The 19,083-nt window shown below is 57.9% G+C and carries 16 protein-coding genes and 1 tRNA gene; 1 reads left to right on the plus strand and 16 read right to left on the minus strand.

What is annotated here, in order from left to right; translation table 11 throughout:
* Positions 1–36 precede the first annotated feature (36 nt).
* From rpsO to ftsH, 12 genes are all read right to left on the minus strand, one after another.
* Positions 37–306: a 30S ribosomal protein S15 gene (gene rpsO / locus J122_RS00310; RefSeq protein WP_058092554.1), complete on the minus strand. Its 270-nt coding sequence runs from the start codon at positions 304–306 to the stop codon at positions 37–39.
* Positions 307–384: 78 nt separating this feature from the next.
* Positions 385–1,308: a tRNA pseudouridine(55) synthase TruB gene (gene truB, locus J122_RS00315; RefSeq protein WP_061330633.1), complete on the minus strand. Its 924-nt coding sequence runs from the start codon at positions 1,306–1,308 to the stop codon at positions 385–387.
* Positions 1,305–1,736, minus strand: a complete 432-nt coding sequence (gene rbfA / locus J122_RS00320; protein ID WP_061330634.1) for a 30S ribosome-binding factor RbfA — start codon at positions 1,734–1,736, stop codon at positions 1,305–1,307. Before rbfA ends, truB begins: the two co-directional genes overlap by 4 nt.
* Entirely contained in the window at positions 1,736–4,273 is a 2,538-nt protein-coding gene (infB, locus tag J122_RS00325; RefSeq protein WP_061330635.1) for a translation initiation factor IF-2, read from the minus strand. Before infB ends, rbfA begins: the two co-directional genes overlap by 1 nt.
* Before the next feature lie 20 nt (positions 4,274–4,293).
* Positions 4,294–5,787, minus strand: coding sequence for a transcription termination factor NusA (nusA, locus tag J122_RS00330; protein WP_061330636.1), 1,494 nt, complete (start codon positions 5,785–5,787; stop codon positions 4,294–4,296).
* A gap of 54 nt (positions 5,788–5,841) precedes the next feature.
* Entirely contained in the window at positions 5,842–6,303 is a 462-nt protein-coding gene (gene rimP / locus J122_RS00335; RefSeq protein WP_058092549.1) for a ribosome maturation factor RimP, read from the minus strand.
* A gap of 315 nt (positions 6,304–6,618) precedes the next feature.
* Positions 6,619–6,703 (minus strand) — tRNA-Leu (locus J122_RS00340).
* Positions 6,704–6,711: 8 nt separating this feature from the next.
* Positions 6,712–7,089, minus strand: coding sequence for a preprotein translocase subunit SecG (gene secG, locus J122_RS00345; protein ID WP_061330637.1), 378 nt, complete (start codon positions 7,087–7,089; stop codon positions 6,712–6,714).
* Positions 7,090–7,113: 24 nt separating this feature from the next.
* On the minus strand, positions 7,114–7,872 hold the full coding sequence (gene tpiA, locus J122_RS00350; RefSeq protein ID WP_082780473.1) for a triose-phosphate isomerase: 759 nt from the start codon (positions 7,870–7,872) through the stop codon (positions 7,114–7,116).
* Between the two features lie 84 nt (positions 7,873–7,956).
* Positions 7,957–9,300 (minus strand): phosphoglucosamine mutase, encoded by a 1,344-nt coding sequence (gene glmM, locus J122_RS00355; RefSeq protein ID WP_061330639.1) that lies wholly within the window; start codon positions 9,298–9,300, stop codon positions 7,957–7,959.
* On the minus strand, positions 9,300–10,130 hold the full coding sequence (gene folP, locus J122_RS00360) for a dihydropteroate synthase (protein WP_061330640.1): 831 nt from the start codon (positions 10,128–10,130) through the stop codon (positions 9,300–9,302). Before folP ends, glmM begins: the two co-directional genes overlap by 1 nt.
* A 96-nt stretch (positions 10,131–10,226) precedes the next feature.
* Complete coding sequence (gene ftsH / locus J122_RS00365) at positions 10,227–12,164, minus strand: ATP-dependent zinc metalloprotease FtsH (protein WP_171039986.1); 1,938 nt, start codon at positions 12,162–12,164, stop codon at positions 10,227–10,229.
* 398 nt (positions 12,165–12,562) lie between these two features.
* Between ftsH and yhbY the strand changes: the two genes are divergently transcribed.
* Positions 12,563–12,871, plus strand: a complete 309-nt coding sequence (yhbY, locus tag J122_RS00370; RefSeq protein ID WP_058092544.1) for a ribosome assembly RNA-binding protein YhbY — start codon at positions 12,563–12,565, stop codon at positions 12,869–12,871.
* 144 nt (positions 12,872–13,015) lie between these two features.
* On the opposite strand, the gene greA is transcribed toward yhbY, so the two are convergent.
* From greA to dapB, 4 genes are all read right to left on the minus strand, one after another.
* Positions 13,016–13,495, minus strand: a complete 480-nt coding sequence (gene greA / locus J122_RS00375) for a transcription elongation factor GreA (protein WP_082780474.1) — start codon at positions 13,493–13,495, stop codon at positions 13,016–13,018.
* A gap of 4 nt (positions 13,496–13,499) precedes the next feature.
* Positions 13,500–16,718 carry a carbamoyl-phosphate synthase large subunit gene (carB, locus tag J122_RS00380; RefSeq protein ID WP_061330641.1) on the minus strand — a complete coding sequence of 1,073 codons (3,219 nt, stop codon included), beginning with the start codon at positions 16,716–16,718 and terminating at the stop codon, positions 13,500–13,502.
* A gap of 82 nt (positions 16,719–16,800) precedes the next feature.
* Positions 16,801–17,931, minus strand: coding sequence for a glutamine-hydrolyzing carbamoyl-phosphate synthase small subunit (gene carA / locus J122_RS00385; RefSeq protein WP_227510032.1), 1,131 nt, complete (start codon positions 17,929–17,931; stop codon positions 16,801–16,803).
* A 346-nt stretch (positions 17,932–18,277) separates the two neighbouring features.
* On the minus strand, positions 18,278–19,081 hold the full coding sequence (dapB, locus tag J122_RS00390; RefSeq protein ID WP_061330643.1) for a 4-hydroxy-tetrahydrodipicolinate reductase: 804 nt from the start codon (positions 19,079–19,081) through the stop codon (positions 18,278–18,280).
* Positions 19,082–19,083 lie beyond the last annotated feature (2 nt).

Raw genomic sequence — 19,083 nt, forward strand, 5'->3', positions numbered from 1 at the left:
GCAAACCCGGGCCAGCCTTCAGGTCGCTAAACCGGATTAGCGACGCAGACCCAAGCGCTGGATGAGTTCCAGGTAACGGTCGGCGTTTTTACGCTTGAGGTAGTCCAGCAGCTTACGACGCTGGTTTACCATCCGGATCAGGCCGCGGCGGGAATGGTGATCCTGCTTGTTGGCCTTGAAGTGATCCTGCAGCTTGTTGATGTTGGCGCTCAGCAGTGCAACCTGAACTTCAGGAGAACCGGTATCGCCTTCAACTTGCTGAAAATCCTTAACGATCTGAGCTTTCTCATTGGCAGACAGTGCCATATTACACCTCATGGTTTGCGATGCTGATAAATCCGGCCGAACCGCGCATCTCTACAGCCCGGCTAATCAGCGGTGGTGTTACCCGCCGCTGTTCTTTACCAGACGGCGCGGCACCAGTTTGGTGTCATCGCCCTCCGGCATAGCTTCTGCCAATCCCACGAAGTTACGATCGCCGTAGACACGCACGAAGCCTTCAAGGGACTGACCCGATATTCTAACCGGTTGTCCGTTCAATATCGATACCAGTGCCGAGCCTGACAGCCGGTGCTCGGGAAACATCGTCAGCGCGCTTTCCGGCGGCAGCAGCAAGCCGTCCAGGCTCTCACCGCGCTCACGCATGGCTTCCAGGTCTTTGACATCGTGAGCATTTTCCAGCGTGTAGCCAGAGGCCAGGGTACGCCGAAGTGCACTGACATGGGCACCGCACCCAAGTACCGCACCAATATCTTCAACCAGTGAGCGTATATACGTACCCTTGGTACAGGTCACCGCCAAGTCAAGCTCCTGCTCGCGAACCGCCAACAGGGTCAACTCGTAGATGGTGACAGGACGCGCCGGGCGCTCGATCTCAATGCCTTCGCGGGCATACTCGTACAGAGGCCGGCCTTTGTGCTTCAGCGCGGAATACATCGACGGTACCTGCTGGATATCGCCCCGAAACCGCTCTAACACCGCTTCCACCTGGGCTTCGGTCAACGCTGGCACCGGTTTTTCTTCAACCACTGCGCCTTCGCTATCACCGGTTTCTGTCCGTATGCCCAACCGCGCGGTAGTGATATACGCCTTGTCACTGTCGAGCATGGTCTGGGAAAACTTGGTGGCTTCGCCAAAACACAGCGGCAAAACACCAGTAGCAAGTGGATCAAGGGCACCGGTATGGCCGGCCTTGGCCGCCCCATACAGGCGCTTGATCTGCTGCAGAATCCCGTTGGAGGTGACACCCTGGGGCTTGTCGATCACCAGGATGCCATTTACGTCACGGCCTTTACGTCTTCGGCTCAAGCATCACGCTCCGGATTATCAGAAACCGGATCGTCGTTATCATCGCGAGGAACAGCGGGCTGATCCCCCACGGCTTCGCGAATCAGACGGTCCATCTTGCGACTCTGGTTAAGCAGGCTGTCGAAGTGGAAACGCAGGTGGGGTACCACCCGCAGCTTCATCGCCCGCCCGACCTGACCTCGCAGGAATCCCGAGGCCTTGTTGAGCACCGCCAGGGAATCCTGAACTTCCGGAGATTGCTCAGTAAGCTCTTCGGTCGACAACAGGGAAACGTAAATATCGGCATAGCCCAGATCACGGCTGACCTTGACGGCATTCACCGTGACCATGCCAACGCGAGGGTCTTTGACCTCGCGTTGGATGAGCTGGGCCAGTTCACGTTGCATCTGATCGCCGATACGATCTATGCGACTGTATTCCCGTGCCATCAGGCCCCCGTTGATTCGAGCTGACGCTCAACGCGAACGCGATCGAACACCTCGATCTGATCGCCCACTTTCACGTCGTAGCCTTTAACACCAATACCACACTCCATACCGTTGCGGACTTCCGGTACGTCATCCTTGAAACGACGCAGGGATTCCAGCTCGCCCTCGAAGATAACCACGTTGTCACGCAGTACGCGGATCGGCTTGTTACGGTATACGGTACCCTCGGTCACCATACAGCCGGCCACCTGGCCAAACTTCGGTGAACGGAACACGTCCCGTACATCGGCGATACCCACGATGTCTTCCCGGAATTCTGGCTTGAGCATACCAGTCAGGGCGGACTTAACATCATCAATCAGGTTATAGATGATGCTGTAGTAGCGCAGATCCAGACCTTCCTGCTCCACCAGGCGCTTGGAAGCGGTATCCGCACGCACGTTGAAACCGAAGATAACCGCGTTAGTGGCCATGGCCAGGCTCACGTCTGTCTCGGCAATACCGCCGACACCAGACGAGACAATCTTGACCTGAACTTCCTCGTTACCCAGGTCCTGCAGGGCCTTGGTGATGGCCTCCAGGGAACCACGAACGTCGGTCTTGAGAACAACGTTAAGGGTTTTGACTTCGTCTTTACCCATGTTCTCAAACATATTCTCCAGCTTGGCGGCCTGCTGGCGCTGCAGGCGCTGCTCGCGCTCGCGGGTCTGGCGGAATTCGGCCAGTTCTTTGGCTTTCTTCTCATCAGCCACGGCGAAGAACTCATCACCCGCATCCGGTGTGCCGTTCAGGCCAAGGATCTCGACCGGAATGGACGGGCCAGCTTCCTTGACCTGCTTGCCGGCTTCGTCGGTCATCGCCCGAACCTTGCCGTAGAATGAGCCAGCCACGACCATGTCGCCCTGGCGCAGGGTGCCGTTCTGAACCAGAACGGTCGCAACAGAACCCCGGCCACGCTCCAGGCTGGATTCAACAACCACACCACGGGCGGAGGCATCCGGTGACGCTTCAAGTTCCAGAATCTCGGCCTGCAGCAGGACGGCTTCCAGCAGATCATCAATGCCAAGACCGGTATGAGCCGACACAGGCACAAACTGTACATCGCCGCCCCAGTCTTCCGGAATCACATCCAGGGCAGACAGTTCGTTCTTGATGCGGTCCGGATCGGCCTCTTCCTTGTCCATCTTGTTGATGGCTACCACCAGCGGCACACCGGCAGAGCGTGCGTGCTGAACCGCTTCCTTGGTTTGCGGCATAACGCCGTCATCTGCGGCCACAACCAGGATTACGATATCCGTACACTGGGCACCGCGTGCACGCATGGCGGTAAAGGCTGCGTGGCCCGGGGTATCCAGGAAAGACACCATACCGTGATCCGTTTCTACGTGGTAAGCACCGATGTGCTGGGTGATACCACCGGATTCTCCAGCCGCAACCTTGGTGCGACGAATATAATCCAGCAGGGATGTCTTACCATGGTCAACGTGACCCATCACGCTCACTACCGGGGCGCGCTTGATCTTTTCTTTGCCTTCGTGCAGCTCGGTAATCTCGCTCAGCACTTCTTCTTCAAAGGCATCTTCGCTGACCGCTTTGGGCTTGTGGCCCAGCTCTTCAGTCACCAGAACCGCAGTTTCCTGATCGAGCGCCTGATTGATCGTGGCCATTACGCCCATTCCCATCAGGGTTTTAATGACATCAGCGGCTTTGACAGCCATGCGCTGGGCAAGATCACCGACGGTGATGGTTTCCGGAATCTGTACTTCTCTAACCATGGGCTTGGTTGGCCTCTCGAAAGCATGACGCTTTTCTTTCGGTTTCTTTTTAGCCCGCAGCTGCTTACGAGGAAGGCTTTCTTCCTCGTCTTCGGAAATAACCAGCGGTTCTTCAACCGGACGGCTGCGAGGGCCGCGATGGCCAGCCTGCTTCTTCTTCGGCTTGCCTTCTTCGATATCGTCGCCGCGCTCGCGTACCTTTTCTTTCTTTTTCTTTGGCTTGCGATCCCGACCTTCGTCTTCAGGCGGAGGCATGGGAATGTCCTCCGGCGCTGTTTCCAGTTCGGGTTCGGACTTTTCTTCCTGAACAGGCTCAGCCGCTGCCGGCTCTGATGGAGCGGCGGTTTCTGCTGGCTGTTCCTGCTGCTCTGCAGCCACTTTTGGTGCTTCATCGACCACCGGGGATTCAGCCACAGGCTGTTCCGCTACCTCTTCCGGCTTCGGTGCTTCAACCTCTGGTTCCGGCTGCAGTTCCGCACGCTTGATATAGGTGCGGCGCTTGCGCACTTCCACGTTCACGGTCTTGGCCTTGCCGGCCTTGAGCGTGGTGGTGGTTTTACGCTTCAGGGTGATCTTGTTCGGCTCTGCCTGAGCTTCACCGTGGGTCTTTCTCAGATAGGTCAGCAACTGCTGCTTCTCATCACTGGTGACAGCGTCGTTCTCACTGCGGGCTTTCAGGCCCGCTTCCACGATCTGCTTCAGCAAACGATCCACGGGAGCGCCTACATCTGCGGCCAGTTGTTTTACCGTTACATCAGCCATACTGGTCCTCCTCTCCCGAATCAGGCCTGGTCTTCAAACCAGGGGGCACGCGCGGTCATGATCAGCTGACCAGCACGCTCTTCATCCATACCTTCAATTTCGAGCAGTTCGTCAATTGACTGCTCAGCCAGATCTTCCATCGTACGCACGCCCATACCGGCGAGTTTGAACGCCAGTGAACGGTCCATGCCTTCCATGTTGAGAAGATCATCGGCGGGCTCTGCGCCCTCCAGGGCTTCTTCACTCGCCAACGCCTGGTTCAACAGGACGTCTTTGGCACGACGGCGCAGCTCTGTGACGGTTTCCTCGTCAAAGCCATCGATGGCCAGCATTTCTTCCATCGGCACGTACGCCACTTCCTCAATCGAGGTAAAGCCTTCGTCGATCAGGACACCGGCAAATTCCTCGTCAACGTCCAGGTGCGCGGTAAAGTGCTCAACCAGGCGAGAGTATTCCTGCTCCTGGCGCTCGCCGGCTTCTTCCTCGGTCATTACGTTCAAAGTCCAGCCGGTCAGCTCAGTGGCCAGACGAACGTTCTGGCCGTTACGGCCGATGGCCTGGGCCAGATTGTCTTCGGCGACGGCAACGTCCATGGTGTGGCGGTCTTCATCCATCACAATGGAGGCAACCTCGGCCGGCGCCATGGCGTTGATGACCAACTGGGCCGGGTTGTCGTCCCACAGCACAATATCAACACGCTCGCCGCCCAGTTCGTTGGACACGGCCTGGACCCGAGAGCCCCGCATGCCCACGCAGGCACCCACGGGATCAATACGGCGATCGTTGGTCTTCACGGCAATCTTGGCACGGGAGCCGGGATCACGGGCTGCACCACGGATCTCAATCAGGTCCTCAGCAATCTCCGGCACTTCAATGCGGAACAGCTCAATCAGCATCTGCGCGTCGGTACGGCTCAGGATCAGCTGCGGGCCCCGATGATCGGTGCGAATCTCCAGCAACAGGGAACGCACGCGGTCGCCCATGCGGAAGGTTTCCCGGGGAATCAGATGCTCACGGGGCAGAAGTGCTTCGGCATTGCCACCCAGATCCACAATAACGTTGTCCCGTGTCACCTTCTTGACCGTTCCGGACACCAGCTCGCCAACGCGGTCGCGGTAGCTGTCGACGATCTTCATGCGCTCAGCTTCGCGAACCTTCTGGAAAATAATCTGCTTGGCAGCCTGGGCACCGATACGTCCAAAGGCGACTGATTCCACTTTTTCTTCGTGGATGTCACCCGGCTTCAGGTCTGGACTGATCTCTTCGGCTTCCTGGAAGGTAAGCTCTGTACCCAGCGCTGGAACGGCGTCGTTGTCCACCACCAACCAGCGGCGGAAGGTCTCGTACTCTCCGGTGCGGCGGTCAATGGCAACCCGGATGTCCGCTTCTTCATCTTCATAACGCTTCTTGGCAGCGGTCGCGAGCGCCAGCTCGATCGCCTCGAAAATCACGTCTTTCTCGACACCTTTCTCGTTCGAGACGGATTCTACTACCAGCAAGATCTCTTTACTCATTGGATTGCCCTGCCCTCAATATAATCGATGCATCCACAGTCTTGTTCGAATGGGTCATTCAAAAACCGGTACGATGTTGGCTTTTTCAATACTGTCAAAAGGCAACAGGTATTCGTGGTCATCAACAACCACGATGACTTCATCGCCTTCTATACCTTTGATCAAGCCTGTAAATTTGCGCCGGCCTTCAAACGCCATGCGCAGCTTGATCTGAACCTGATGGCCAACGAATTCCTGATACTGCTCGAGACGAAACAGCGGCCGGTCCATACCCGGCGACGACACCTCCAGGGTGTATTCACTCTGGATGGGGTCTTCCACATCCATCACGCCGCTTATCTGACGGCTGACTTTCTCGCAGTCTTCAATGCTGATGCCATTTTCCGCATCATCAATAAACACCCGAAGCATGGACTGATAGCCCCGGGAACGGTATTCGATACCCCAGAATTCATACCCGAGCCCTTCCACTACCGGGCGCAGAATGTCTTCCAGTTGTTTAAGCTTGGCTGACAAGTGTCGCCGCCTCCGTATTCAGATTTTCGGACTACAAAAACAAAAAAAGGGCTGTTGATCAGCCCTTTTTATGCACCAGGGCCCTTTGCGCCAGGCCCCTTAATCAAAAAGCCCCTATGAATGGGGCCTTTTGTTGCAAGAATTCGCAGAAAGCTAACCCAACTCTGCCCTCTGCCGACAGACACCTGGCCTGCCTGGACACTACAACGCTGTTGCAAGGTCCAATATCCGCCGGAGTATAGAGACGCCGTGCAGACTGGTCAAGGACTGACCAAAAAAAACGGCCTGGAACTTCCAAGCCGTCTTACTCAAATATGGTGCCCGGGGCCGGACTCGAACCGGCACAGCTTTCGCTACCACCCCCTCAAGATGGCGTGTCTACCAGTTTCACCACCCGGGCAACATTCTTTACTCGAGGTCAGGGAGCTGAGACTCCCCACCCTCGCTTTCGCTACCTGCAGATTCTTCGATACCCGGCGCAGCTTCAGCTGGCGCCTGACGGGATTCCTGAACTGTCGGAATACCGGCCTCACCTGCCACTTCAGCACGCTGCTTGGCGAAGATTGCCAGCGAAAAACTTGTCACAAAAAACACAACCGCCATAAACGTGGTCAGACGGGTCAGAAAGCTGCCACTACCCTGACTACCGAACACGGTCTGGGAGGCACCGCCACCGAAAGCAGCACCGGCATCTGCACCCTTACCCTGCTGGATAAGGACCAGACCCACCAGAGCCACGGCGATCACGACGTGAACAACGACTACCAGTGTTTCCATCCAATCCATACAGACTCTCGTAAACGTTTTGGCTTACGCACCCACCGGAAACGCACGGCAGATACTTACAAAATCTTCAGCCTTAAGGGAAGCACCACCTATAAGACCGCCATCAATATCGGGCTCTGCAAACAGAGCGGCCGCATTATCCGCTTTTACACTGCCGCCGTAAAGTACTGAAATCGTCTCAGACGGCGCACCCATCTCTGCAAGCACCCGGCGAATGTCCGCGTGCATGGCCTGGGCATCTTCTGCAGTCGCCGTCTTTCCGGTACCTATCGCCCATACCGGCTCGTAGGCAACCACAATGTTCGACCACTGCTCACCAGCCACCGACGCCAGGCCTTGCTGAACCTGGCCGGCCACTACCCGCTCAGCCGAACCGGCTTCGCGTTCTTCCAGAGTCTCACCGACGCAGAGTACTGCCGTCAGCCCGGATGCCAGAACCTGCTCGATCTTCCTGGCAACCACTTCGTCGGACTCACCAAACAACTGGCGACGCTCGGAATGACCAACGAGGGCGTACTGACACCCCAGATCTTTCGCCATATCAGAGGAGACTTCACCCGTGTAGGCACCTGACTGCCACTGGCTGACGTTCTGCACGCCAGCAACCAATTCAGAGCCACAAAGCGCAACTACAGAGTCAACATAAAGGGCCGGAGGTATGATAACCACCTCTGCCCTGGCATCAAGACTGGCAACCTGCTCGCGGACCTGACCGACCAGCTGCTGCACAAGGTCTTTCGACCCGTTCATCTTCCAGTTTCCAGCTACGATCTTGCGACGCATACCAAATCTCAATCGTCCCGACCTGAGGGAGGGCGAACTATACAGCAGACATTTGTCTCGCACAACCCGCCCCATTCCACAAAATCAGGGTGTTGAACGCTCCACGACAAGGGCCAGCTGCTCGGCAACCCGGGCAATGTCATCGGCATTCTGACCTTCTGCCATCACCCGAATCAGGGGTTCCGTTCCCGACGCCCGCAACAGGATTCTGCCGGCCTCACCCAGATCTGCCTCCGCCCTGCGCATCGCCTCAACGATGTCTGACCGGCTGAGCGGATCAAATCGCTGGGCCACCCGCACATTCACCATCGTCTGGGGCAACTTGGCCATACCCTGACGCAGCTCTCCCAGGGTCTTGCCAGACCGGCGAACCGCCAACAGCACCTGCAACGCAGAGACAATACCGTCGCCGGTACTGGTACAGTCACGAATCACCATATGGCCGGAGCCTTCTCCGCCAATAATCCAGTTATTGGCCAGCAGCCGCTCCATCACATAACGGTCACCCACATTGGCACGCTCGAATTCGATGCCAATCTCACGCAGCGCCAGTTCAACCCCCAGATTGGTCATCAGGGTTCCAACCACGCCACCGTTCAACCGACCTTCGGCATGACGCTGGGAGGCCAGTATAAACAGCAATTCATCACCATCCACCTCGGAGCCGTCGCGGTCCACCATCAGCACACGGTCGCCATCGCCATCGAAAGCAATACCCATGTCAGCCTGCTTCTCAGAGACTGCCTGTTTCAGGGCATCCAGGTGGGTGGACCCCACGTTGAGATTGATATTCAGCCCGTCCGGTTCTGCGCCAATCACCGAAACCCTGGCTCCGAGCTCTTTAAACACCTTGGGGGCAACGTGGTACGTGGCACCATGGGCACAGTCGAGTACGATATGCAGTCCATCGAGGGTAAACTCATTGGGCACAGTACTCTTGCAGAACTCCACGTACCGGCCCGGAGCATCGTCGACACGGCTCGCCTTGCCCAGCTCATTGGGTTCGCACACCTGAATCGGCTGCTCGAGCCAGCGCTCGATCTCAGCCTCCAGGGCGTCATCGAGCTTGGTACCGTTAGCCGAGAAGAACTTGATGCCGTTGTCCTGGTGCGGGTTATGAGAGGCACTGATCACAATGCCTGCGGATGCCCGAAACGTTCGGGTCAGGTAGGCAATGGCCGGCGTCGGCATTGGGCCAAGCAACTTCACATCCACCCCCGCAGCGGACAAACCCGCCTCAAGTGCGGATTCAAACATGTAACCTGACAAGCGGGTATCCTTTCCAATCAGCACGCTGTTTCGCTGGCCCTGCCTCTTGAATGCCTGGCCTGCTGCCCACCCAAGGTGCAACATAAACTCCGGGGTAATCGGACTTTCGCCCACTCTCCCCCGGATTCCGTCGGTTCCAAAATACTTGCGCTGGGACATCAGATTGCCTCCTTAACTGCCGTCACGACCTTGACGGCGTCCACCGTCTCCCGCACATCATGCACCCTGAGGATGCTTGCGCCTTTCATGGCGGATATTGTCGCGGCAGCGAGGCTTGCCGGCAACCTTTCGTTGACGTCTCGGCCAGTAATTGCTCCAAGCATGGATTTCCGGGACACCCCGATCAACAACGGATGCCCCAGCAAATGCAACTGTTCCAGAGTCGCCAACAACTGGATGTTGTGATCCACAGTTTTCCCGAAGCCAAATCCCGGGTCCAGGATGATGTTTTCCGGCCGCACACCGGCCTTTTCGACCACTCGCATCCGTTCGGTCAGAAACGAACTGACGTCGCGCCGAACGTTATGGTATCGGGGGTTATTCTGCATGGTGTCCGGCTCACCCTGGATGTGCATGATGCAGACGGGCACGCCGGCTTTGGCCGCCACTTCCGGTGCACCCTCTCGCTGGAGCGCCCGCACATCGTTGATCAAACCGGCGCCGAGCCTGACCACCTCCTCCATCACGGCGGGGTTGCTGGTATCCACTGAAATCACGGTATCCAGCTCACGGGCAATGGCCTCCACCACGGGGCAAACCCGGTCCAGCTCTTCCTGGGTCGATACCGGCTCCGCTCCCGGCCGGGTCGATTCACCACCAACATCGATAAAGGATGCGCCGTCTTCCACCATGGTCCGGGCACGAACAAGCGCGGCATCGGCGGTCGTGAACCGGCCGCCATCTGAAAAGGAGTCGGGCGTAACGTTGAGAATCCCCATTACCTGGCACCGGGACAGATCCACCAAACGGCCAGCAAAATTCATTTTCATAGCAGGTATTCCGAAATTTTCTGTTCAGGGATAACAAAAACAAACGCCGCCCGGAGGCCGGGCGGCGCTGTATTTGACTAGGCCTTGCGCGGGCGATCAGTGCTCGCCGGCAGGCCTGCCTACTCCGGGCTGACGCCCGTCATCCGATGACCGGGGCTCTGGAGCCGGCTCTTCAGCTTTCACTCCGCCGGTGGGGCCACTATCGCCCCAGTTTTTCGGGGGCCGCGGCTCTTTGCCTGCCATGATGTCATCGATCTGGTAGCGATCAATGGTCTCGTACTTCATCAGGGCCTCAGCCATCAGGTCCAGTTTGTCACGGTTCTCAATCAGGATCTGCTTGGCCGTGGCATAACACTCATCAATGATATTTCGAACTTCCTCATCAATCCGCTGGGCGGTCTCCGGAGAGTGATGGGAGTGCGACTGGCCGGCAGAACGACCCAGGAACGGCTCTTCGCTGTCGGTATCGTACTGCAGGGGACCCAACTTTTCCGACAACCCCCACTTGGTGACCATGTTGCGGGCCAGGCTGGTGGCACGCTCGATGTCGTTGGAGGCACCAGTCGTCACACCGTCAAAGCCAAGCGTCAGCTCTTCGGCAATCCGGCCACCGAACAGACTGCAGATTGAGCTGGTCAGGTAGCGCTTGGAGTGACTGTACTTGTCCTCTTCCGGCAAGAACATGGTCACACCCAAGGCGCGCCCCCGGGGAATGATACTGACCTTGTAGACAGGATCATGTTCAGGCACGAGGCGACCAACAATGGCATGGCCAGACTCATGGTAAGCGGTGTTCCGCTTTTCTTTCTCGCTCATCACCATGGATTTGCGCTCGGCGCCCATCATGATTTTATCTTTCGCCAGCTCCAGCTCTTCCATGGAAACCAGACGCTGGTTACGACGCGCCGCGAACAGGGCAGCCTCGTTTACCAGGTTAGCGAGGTCAGCACCGGAGAAGCCAGGCGTACCGCGAGCGATAACCGCCGGATCAATACCGTCGGCCAGGGGCACTTTCTTCATGTGCACCTTAAGAATCTGCTCTCGACCAAGAATGTCTGGCAGGCTCACCACCACCTGGCGGTCAAAGCGACCCGGACGCAGCAGCGCAGGGTCCAGAACGTCCGGACGGTTGGTAGCAGCGATCACGATGACGCCTTCGTTGCCTTCAAAGCCGTCCATCTCAACCAACAGCTGGTTCAGGGTCTGTTCACGCTCGTCATGGCCACCGCCCATGCCGGCGCCACGATGGCGACCGACCGCATCAATCTCATCGATAAAAATGATACAGGGGCTTTGCTTCTTGGCCTGCTCGAACATGTCACGAACACGGGAAGCACCCACGCCCACGAACATCTCTACGAAGTCAGAACCGGAGATGGAGAAAAACGGCACTTTCGCTTCACCGGCAATGGCTTTTGCCAGCAGCGTCTTACCAGTACCCGGCGGCCCCACCATCAACACGCCTTTCGGGATTCGGCCACCCAGACGCTGGAATTTGCTCGGGTCACGCAGGAAGTCGACCAGCTCTTTAACGTCTTCCTTCGCTTCATCAACACCGGCGACGTCGCCAAAGGTGGTTTTGATCTGGTCTTCACTGAGCAGGCGCGCCTTGCTCTTGCCAAAGGACATGGGGCCTTTGCCGCCGCCACCGCCCTGCATCTGGCGCATGAAGAACACAAACAACGCAATAATGATCAGAATCGGGAACGCGGCCACCAGCAACTGCGTCCACAGGCTCTGGCGCTCAGGCTCCTTGCCGATCACTTCGACGTTATTGGCGAGCAGATCATCCATCAGCTTGTTGTCAGAGACCTGCGGGCGAATGGTCTGGAACTGGGACCCGTCACCGCGGACACCCTGCACCTGAAGACCATCAATGGTCACTTGCCGGACCTGGCCCTGCTGGACCATCTCCACAAACTGGGAATAGTTGACTTGTTGGCCGGTGGTGGTGGGAGAGAAATTCTGAAACACCATCAACAGCACGGCGGCTATGATTAGCCAGAGAACCAGATTTTTTGCCATATCGTTCAAGGATCATCACCTGTGAATTGCGGGGCTGCAGCCATGTGGCCATCAACCCTTTTCCGACACCTTACACCAATTGTACGCCTGTCCACCAGAAACGGCCCATCCGTATCGACCACAGACCCGCTGACTGACCTGGCAAAAACACAACCTGAGGACTGTAACCAGCACCACTTGAGATTTCGTGAAACCTTTGACCCTGACCGTACAGGAAGGTTCCAGCCGACAACCGGTAGGGCGCCAAGGCCCGTCATCCCGCACGACACCGCGCCAGTGGGCGCGACTGTAGGTGATTACGACCATTTGTGGCGGGAATCTATCTGTTACAATTGCGAAATTATACGACGTCGTCAGCCGTTTCGCCGCTGACCTTTTGTTAATTGCACCGATAAAGAGATTACATCATGAGTCTTTCACCGGAACAGCGCCGGGAATACCGGGCGATTGCCCACAATCTGAAGCCCGTCATTATTGTTGGCGATAAAGGCCTGTCGGAGGGCTTGCAGGATGAGCTTGAGCGCGCCCTGAACGATCATGAGCTGATCAAGATCAAGGTGGCCAGCACTGATCGCGAAGCGCGCCAGGAAGCGATTCAGGCGTTGTGCGAGAGCTCCGGGGCGGAGCTGGTGCAGACGATTGGTAAGATTGCGGTGATTCTGCGGCGGGCTAAGAAGCCTAATCCGAAGTTGTCGAATTTGTTACGGAATAAGTAATTTTTCGCCAGGGATGATTTAAAAAGCCGCGCTGGATAGTGCGGCTTTTTTTGTTTGGCTTGGGAGATCGGCGGGGTAAAAGGGGGTCAGTCCCCGTTCGGGGACAGACCCGTAGGACAGCCCCGTTGGACAGACCCTTTGACCCTAGACGTACTCTACTTCGGAGATTTCGTATTCTACGGTGCCGGAGGGAATGCGGATGGCGACTACGTCGCCTTCGTTCTTGCCTATCAGCGCGCGGGCGATGGGTGAGGATACAGACAGCTTGCCGGCCTTGATGTCGGCTTCGTCTTCGCCGACGATCTGGTATTTAACCTCTTCGTCGGTATCCATGTTCACCAGGTGTACCGTGGTGCCGAAGATCACCTTACCCGTGTTCTCCATGGTGGTCACGTCGATGACCTGGGCGACCGACAACTTGCCTTCGATTTCCTGAATCCGGCCTTCGATGAAGCTTTGCTGCTCGCGAGCAGCGTGGTACTCGGCGTTTTCCTTGAGATCACCGTGCTCCCGGGCGTCGGCGATTGCCTGAATCACCCGGGGACGATCTTCGGACTTCAGCTTTTTCAGCTCCTCGCGCAGGCGGGCTTCGCCCGCCTTGGTCATGGGTACTCTGTCAGCCATAGTCTTACTTTCCTGCGTGTAGATCCTGGAGGCGACGTACTGTGCGCTCCGGGCCAAATTTGATGGCCCGACAGAAGGCTTCGCCGCCTGCCAGTGTGGTTGTGTAGGTTACCTTGGTCTGCAGGGCGGACTGGCGAATCTGGGCCGAGTCGGAAATCGCCTTGCGACCTTCAGTGGTATTGATAATCAGCTGAACCTGACCATTCTTGATGGCGTCAACAATGTGCGGGCGACCCTCGCGAACCTTGTTTACCCGCTCCACGGCAACACCTTCGGTTTCCAGCGCCTTGGCGGTGCCGGTGGTGGCAATCACCTTGAACCCGGCCTCAACCAGGTCACGGGCCACCTTCGCCGCACCGGGCTTGTCGACATCCCGCACAGACATGAACGCGGTACCCTGGGCAGGCAGGCGCTCACCGATGGCCAGAGCCGCCTTGGCAAAAGCTTCGTCGAAGCTGTCGCCCAGCCCCATCACCTCACCGGTGGACTTCATTTCCGGCCCAAGGATCGGGTCTACCGCCGGGAACTTGTTGAACGGGAATACCGATTCTTTTACCGCATAGTAAGTCGGCACGATTTCCTGGGTGAAGTTCAGTTCTTTCAGGGTCTTGCCGGACATTACCCGGGCCGCCACTGCCGCCAGGGACACACCAATGGCCTTGGAGACAAACGGCACGGTACGGGAGGCGCGGGGGTTGACCTCAATCACGTAGATATCGCCATCCTGCCACGCCAGCTGCACGTTCATCAGGCCGATAACGTCCAGCTCGATGGCCATCTTCCTGACCGCTTCGCGCATTTCATCCTGCACCTCTTTAGGCAGGCTGTATGGCGGCAGCGAACAGGCGGAGTCGCCGGAGTGAACACCGGCCTGCTCAATGTGCTGCATGATGCCACCAATGACCACATCTGTGCCGTCGCAGATAGCATCAATGTCTACTTCAACGGCGGCGTTCAGGAAGTGGTCCAGCAGCACCGGGCTGTCATTGGACACCAGCACTGCGTTGCGCATGTAGCGCACCAGCTCAGTTTCGTCATAAACGATTTCCATGGCCCGGCCGCCGAGTACGTAGGACGGACGAACCACCAGCGGGTAACCGATTTCGCGGGCAGCGACGATACCTTCCTCGTGACTGCGCACGGTGGCGTTTTCCGGCTGTTTCAAGCCCAGGCGCTGGATCATCTGCTGGAAACGTTCACGATCTTCGGCGCGGTCAATGGCGTCCGGGCTGGTGCCGATGATGGGCACGCCGGCGGCTTCCAGACCACGAGCCAGTTTCAGCGGTGTCTGACCGCCGTATTGCACGATCACACCCTTGGGCTTCTCAACGTGGATGATTTCCAGCACGTCTTCCAGGGTGATCGGCTCAAAATACAACCGGTCGGAGGTGTCGTAATCGGTGGACACGGTCTCCGGGTTACAGTTGATCATAATGGTTTCGTAGCCGTCTTCACGCATGGCCAGGGCCGCGTGCACACAGCAGTAGTCGAACTCAATGCCCTGGCCGATCCGGTTCGGGCCACCACCGATCACCACGATTTTCTCGCGATCGCTGGCATCTGCCTCGCACTCTTCCTCGTAGGTGGAGTACATGTAGGCGGTGTCTGAGGCAAACTCGGCGGCGCAGGTGTCGACGCGCTTGTAGACCGGGCGGATGCCCAGGTCGTGACGCAGTTTGCGCAGGCTCACCTCGGAAATGCCCAGCAGTTTGGCCAGGCGAGCGTCGGAGAAGCCCTTGCGCTTGAGACGGAACAGGGTGGCCTGATCAATATCCGCTTTGCCCGCGGATTTCAATGCAGCCTCTTCGCGCACCAGATCTTCAATCTGGACCAGGTACCAGGGATCCACCTTGGTGTGCTGGAACACTTCTTCCACGGTCATGCCGGCACGGAATGCGTCGCCGATGTACCAGACGCGGTCAGCGCCCGGCACGTTGAGTTCGCGGGTCAGGGTTTCCCGGGAATTCTCGGAATCCAGGTCGTCCAGCTTCTCATCAAAACCTTCAGAACCTACTTCCAGCCCGCGTAGCGCTTTCTGCATGGACTCCTGGAAGGTGCGGCCAATAGCCATGACTTCCCCCACAGACTTCATCTGGGTGGTCAGGCGAGCGTCGGCCTGGGGGAATTTCTCGAAGGTAAACCGGGGAATCTTGGTGACCACATAATCGATGCTAGGCTCGAACGAGGCCGGGGTTACGCCACCGGTGATTTCATTCTGCAGCTCATCGAGGGTGTAACCGATGGCCAGCTTGGCCGCCACCTTGGCAATCGGGAAACCGGTGGCCTTGGAGGCCAGAGCGGAGGACCGGGACACCCGCGGGTTCATCTCGATGACTACCATGCGGCCGGTGTCCGGGTTGATGCCGAACTGCACGTTGGAGCCACCGGTTTCCACACCGATTTCACGCAGCACCGCCAAAGAGGCGTTCCGCATGATCTGATATTCCTTGTCGGTCAGGGTCTGGGCCGGTGCTACGGTGATGGAGTCACCGGTATGCACGCCCATGGCATCGAAGTTTTCGATGGAGCAGACGATGATGCAGTTGTCGTTCCTGTCGCGAACAACTTCCATCTCGTACTCTTTCCAGCCGATCAGGGACTCGTCAATCAGCAGTTCGTTGGTCGGGGACAAGTCGAGACCACGGGTACAGATTTCCTCGAATTCATCCTTGTTGTAGGCAATACCGCCGCCGGAGCCGCCCATGGTGAAGGACGGGCGGATGATACAGGGGAAGCCGATGTCTTCGGACGCGGCCCAGGCTTCGGCCATGGAGTGAACGATGGTCGCGCGCGGGCACTCGAGGCCGATCTTTCTCATGGCCTTATCGAAGCGGTCACGGTCTTCGGCCTTGTCGATGGTGTCGGCATTGGCACCGATCATTTCAACGCCGTGCTTCTCCAGTACGCCATGCTTTTCCAGGTCCAGCGCACAGTTCAGTGCGGTCTGGCCACCCATGGTGGGTAGCAGGGCGTCCGGCTTTTCCTTTTCGATGATCTTTTCGACCGTCTTCCAGGTGATCGGCTCGATGTAGGTGGCATCGGCCATGGCCGGGTCGGTCATGATGGTGGCCGGATTGGAGTTCACCAGGATCACCCGGTAGCCCTCCTCGCGCAGCGCCTTACAGGCCTGGGCTCCGGAGTAGTCGAATTCGCACGCCTGCCCGATCACGATGGGACCTGCGCCCAGGATCAGGATGCTTTGGATGTCTGTACGTTTTGGCATGTCTCGGTAAACCTGTCAGCAACTTTTGAATTCTTTCAGCGCGATACTCAGCGCCGGTGAGTTATCTGTGATGGCCTTGCCCTCAGGCAGATCGCGCTTCCATCAGCTGGATAAACTCGTCGAACAGGGGCGCCACATCATGGGGGCCCGGGCTGGCTTCCGGGTGACCCTGAAAGCTGTAAGCCGGCTTATCGGTACGGCGGATACCCTGCAGGGTGCCGTCAAACAGCGACTTGTGGGTGGCTTCCACGTTAGCCGGCAGGGTTGCTTCGTCTACCGCAAACCCATGGTTCTGGCTGGTAATCATCACGGTGCCTTTGGCGATGTCCTGCACCGGGTGGTTGGCACCGTGGTGGCCGTGGCCCATTTTCATGGTTTTGGCGCCACTGGCCAGAGCCAGCAACTGGTGACCCAGGCAGATGCCGAACACCGGAATTTCGGTTTCCAGGACGTCCTGAATGGCTTTGATAGCGTAGTCGCACGGCTCCGGGTCGCCGGGGCCGTTGGACAGGAAGATGCCGTCCGGATTCATGGCCAGCACTTCCGAGGCCGGAGTTTGCGCAGGCACAACGGTGATGTCGCAGCCACGGGCGGCGAGCATGCGCAGGATGTTGAACTTCACACCGTAGTCCCAGGCAACGACCTTGAATTTGGCAGCCGACTGCTCACCATAACCTTCAACAATGTCCCACTCGGTCTGGTTCCACTGGTAGGCTTTGTCGCTGGTGACTTCTTTGGCCAGATCCATGCCCTTGAGGCCTGGGAAGGCTTTCGCCAGTTCCAGGGCGCGCTCGGCGGTGGCGTTCTCGCCGGCGATGATGGCACCGTTCTGGGAGCCTTTGTCGCGCAGGATGCGAGTCAGGCGGCGGGTGTCGATGTCCGCAATGCCAACAATGTTGTTGCTTCGCAGGTACTCGCCCAGGCTCTGCTGGTTACGCCAGCTGCTGGCGACCAGGGGCAGATCGCGGATGATCAGGCCGGATGCGTGAATGCGGTCGGATTCTACGTCTTCTTCGTTTACACCGGTGTTGCCAATGTGGGGATACGTCAGGGTGACGATCTGGCGCGAGTAGGACGGGTCGGTCAGGATTTCCTGATAGCCGGTCATGGCAGTGTTGAACACTACCTCGCCGCTGGTTTCTCCGTCTGCGCCGATGGCGGTGCCGTAGAAGAGGCTTCCGTCTGCGAGTGCAAGGATTGCTGGTGTGCTCAAGGCTTGTATCCTCATCGAGTGGCGTAAGTTCGTCACGAACAGGAACGCAAGCGCAAATTCAGGTTGCAAAAAAGCGAGACAAGGTAAAAACCCGGTCCCGCTTTCTTATAAACTTTTCAAAGGTACGCTTGGTGCAGTCAAATCGCCTTATTGTAAGATTTCTGGCGATTTTTGTCCACGTCGAATTCTACTTTGAACCATGTCGCTGGCCCGGCCGGAGGAGCAGGAAGCCTTTCCGAAAACCGCTACGAGCACATCCGTGTGCGCTTCTCTCAGGCCATCCCTGGCCTTCGAAATTTTCGGAAAGGCTTCCTGCTCCTCCGTCCTAAGAGTCTGCAGATCGAAATCAGCCTTTAAGGCTGAGCACGTCCTGCATATCGTACAAACCGGCTGCCTTACCATCGAGCCACAGGGCCGCCCGCATAGCCCCCTTGGCAAAGGTCATCCGGCTGCTGGCCTTGTGGGTGATTTCGATGCGCTCGCCTTCGGTGGCAAACAGAACGGTGTGGTCGCCCACCACGTCGCCGGCGCGGATGGTTTCGAAGCCGATTTCCTTGCGGGTGCGTTCGCCGGTGAAACCTTCGCGGCCGTAGACAGCGCATTCTTTCAGGTCGCGGCCGAGGGCGTCAGCCACGACTTCGCCCATGCGCAGGGCGGTGCCTGAGGGGGCGTCTTTTTTGTGGCGGTGGTGGGCCTCGATGATTTCTACGTCGTAGTCGTCACCCAAAGTAGCCGCTGCGGTGCGCAGGAGGTTGAGGACGACGTTGACGCCAACGCTCATGTTGGGTGCGAAGACCACTGGGGTGGATTCGGCGGCCAGGGCCAACTGTTCTTTTTCGGCGGCGGTCATGCCGGTGGTGCCGATGACGATCATTTTGCCGTTGGCGCTGCAGAACTTTGCGTTTTCCAGGGTGAGGTCCGGGAAGGTGAAGTCCACCAGTACGTCGAAGTCGTTTTTGACGTCGTCGAGGCTGCCGGCCATTTTGATTCCGGTTTTGCCGATGCCAGTCATTTCGCCGGCGTCGGCGCCAATCAGGCTGCTGCCTGGCTCGACGATGGCAGCACCGAGTTCGAGGCCTTCGGTGCCGTCTACGGCTTCGATCAGTACTTTGCCCATGCGCCCGGCGGCGCCGATGATTGCTACCCGCATCT

It is taken from the genome of Marinobacter excellens LAMA 842 (assembly GCF_001574445.1).
Taxonomy (GTDB): domain Bacteria; phylum Pseudomonadota; class Gammaproteobacteria; order Pseudomonadales; family Oleiphilaceae; genus Marinobacter; species Marinobacter shengliensis.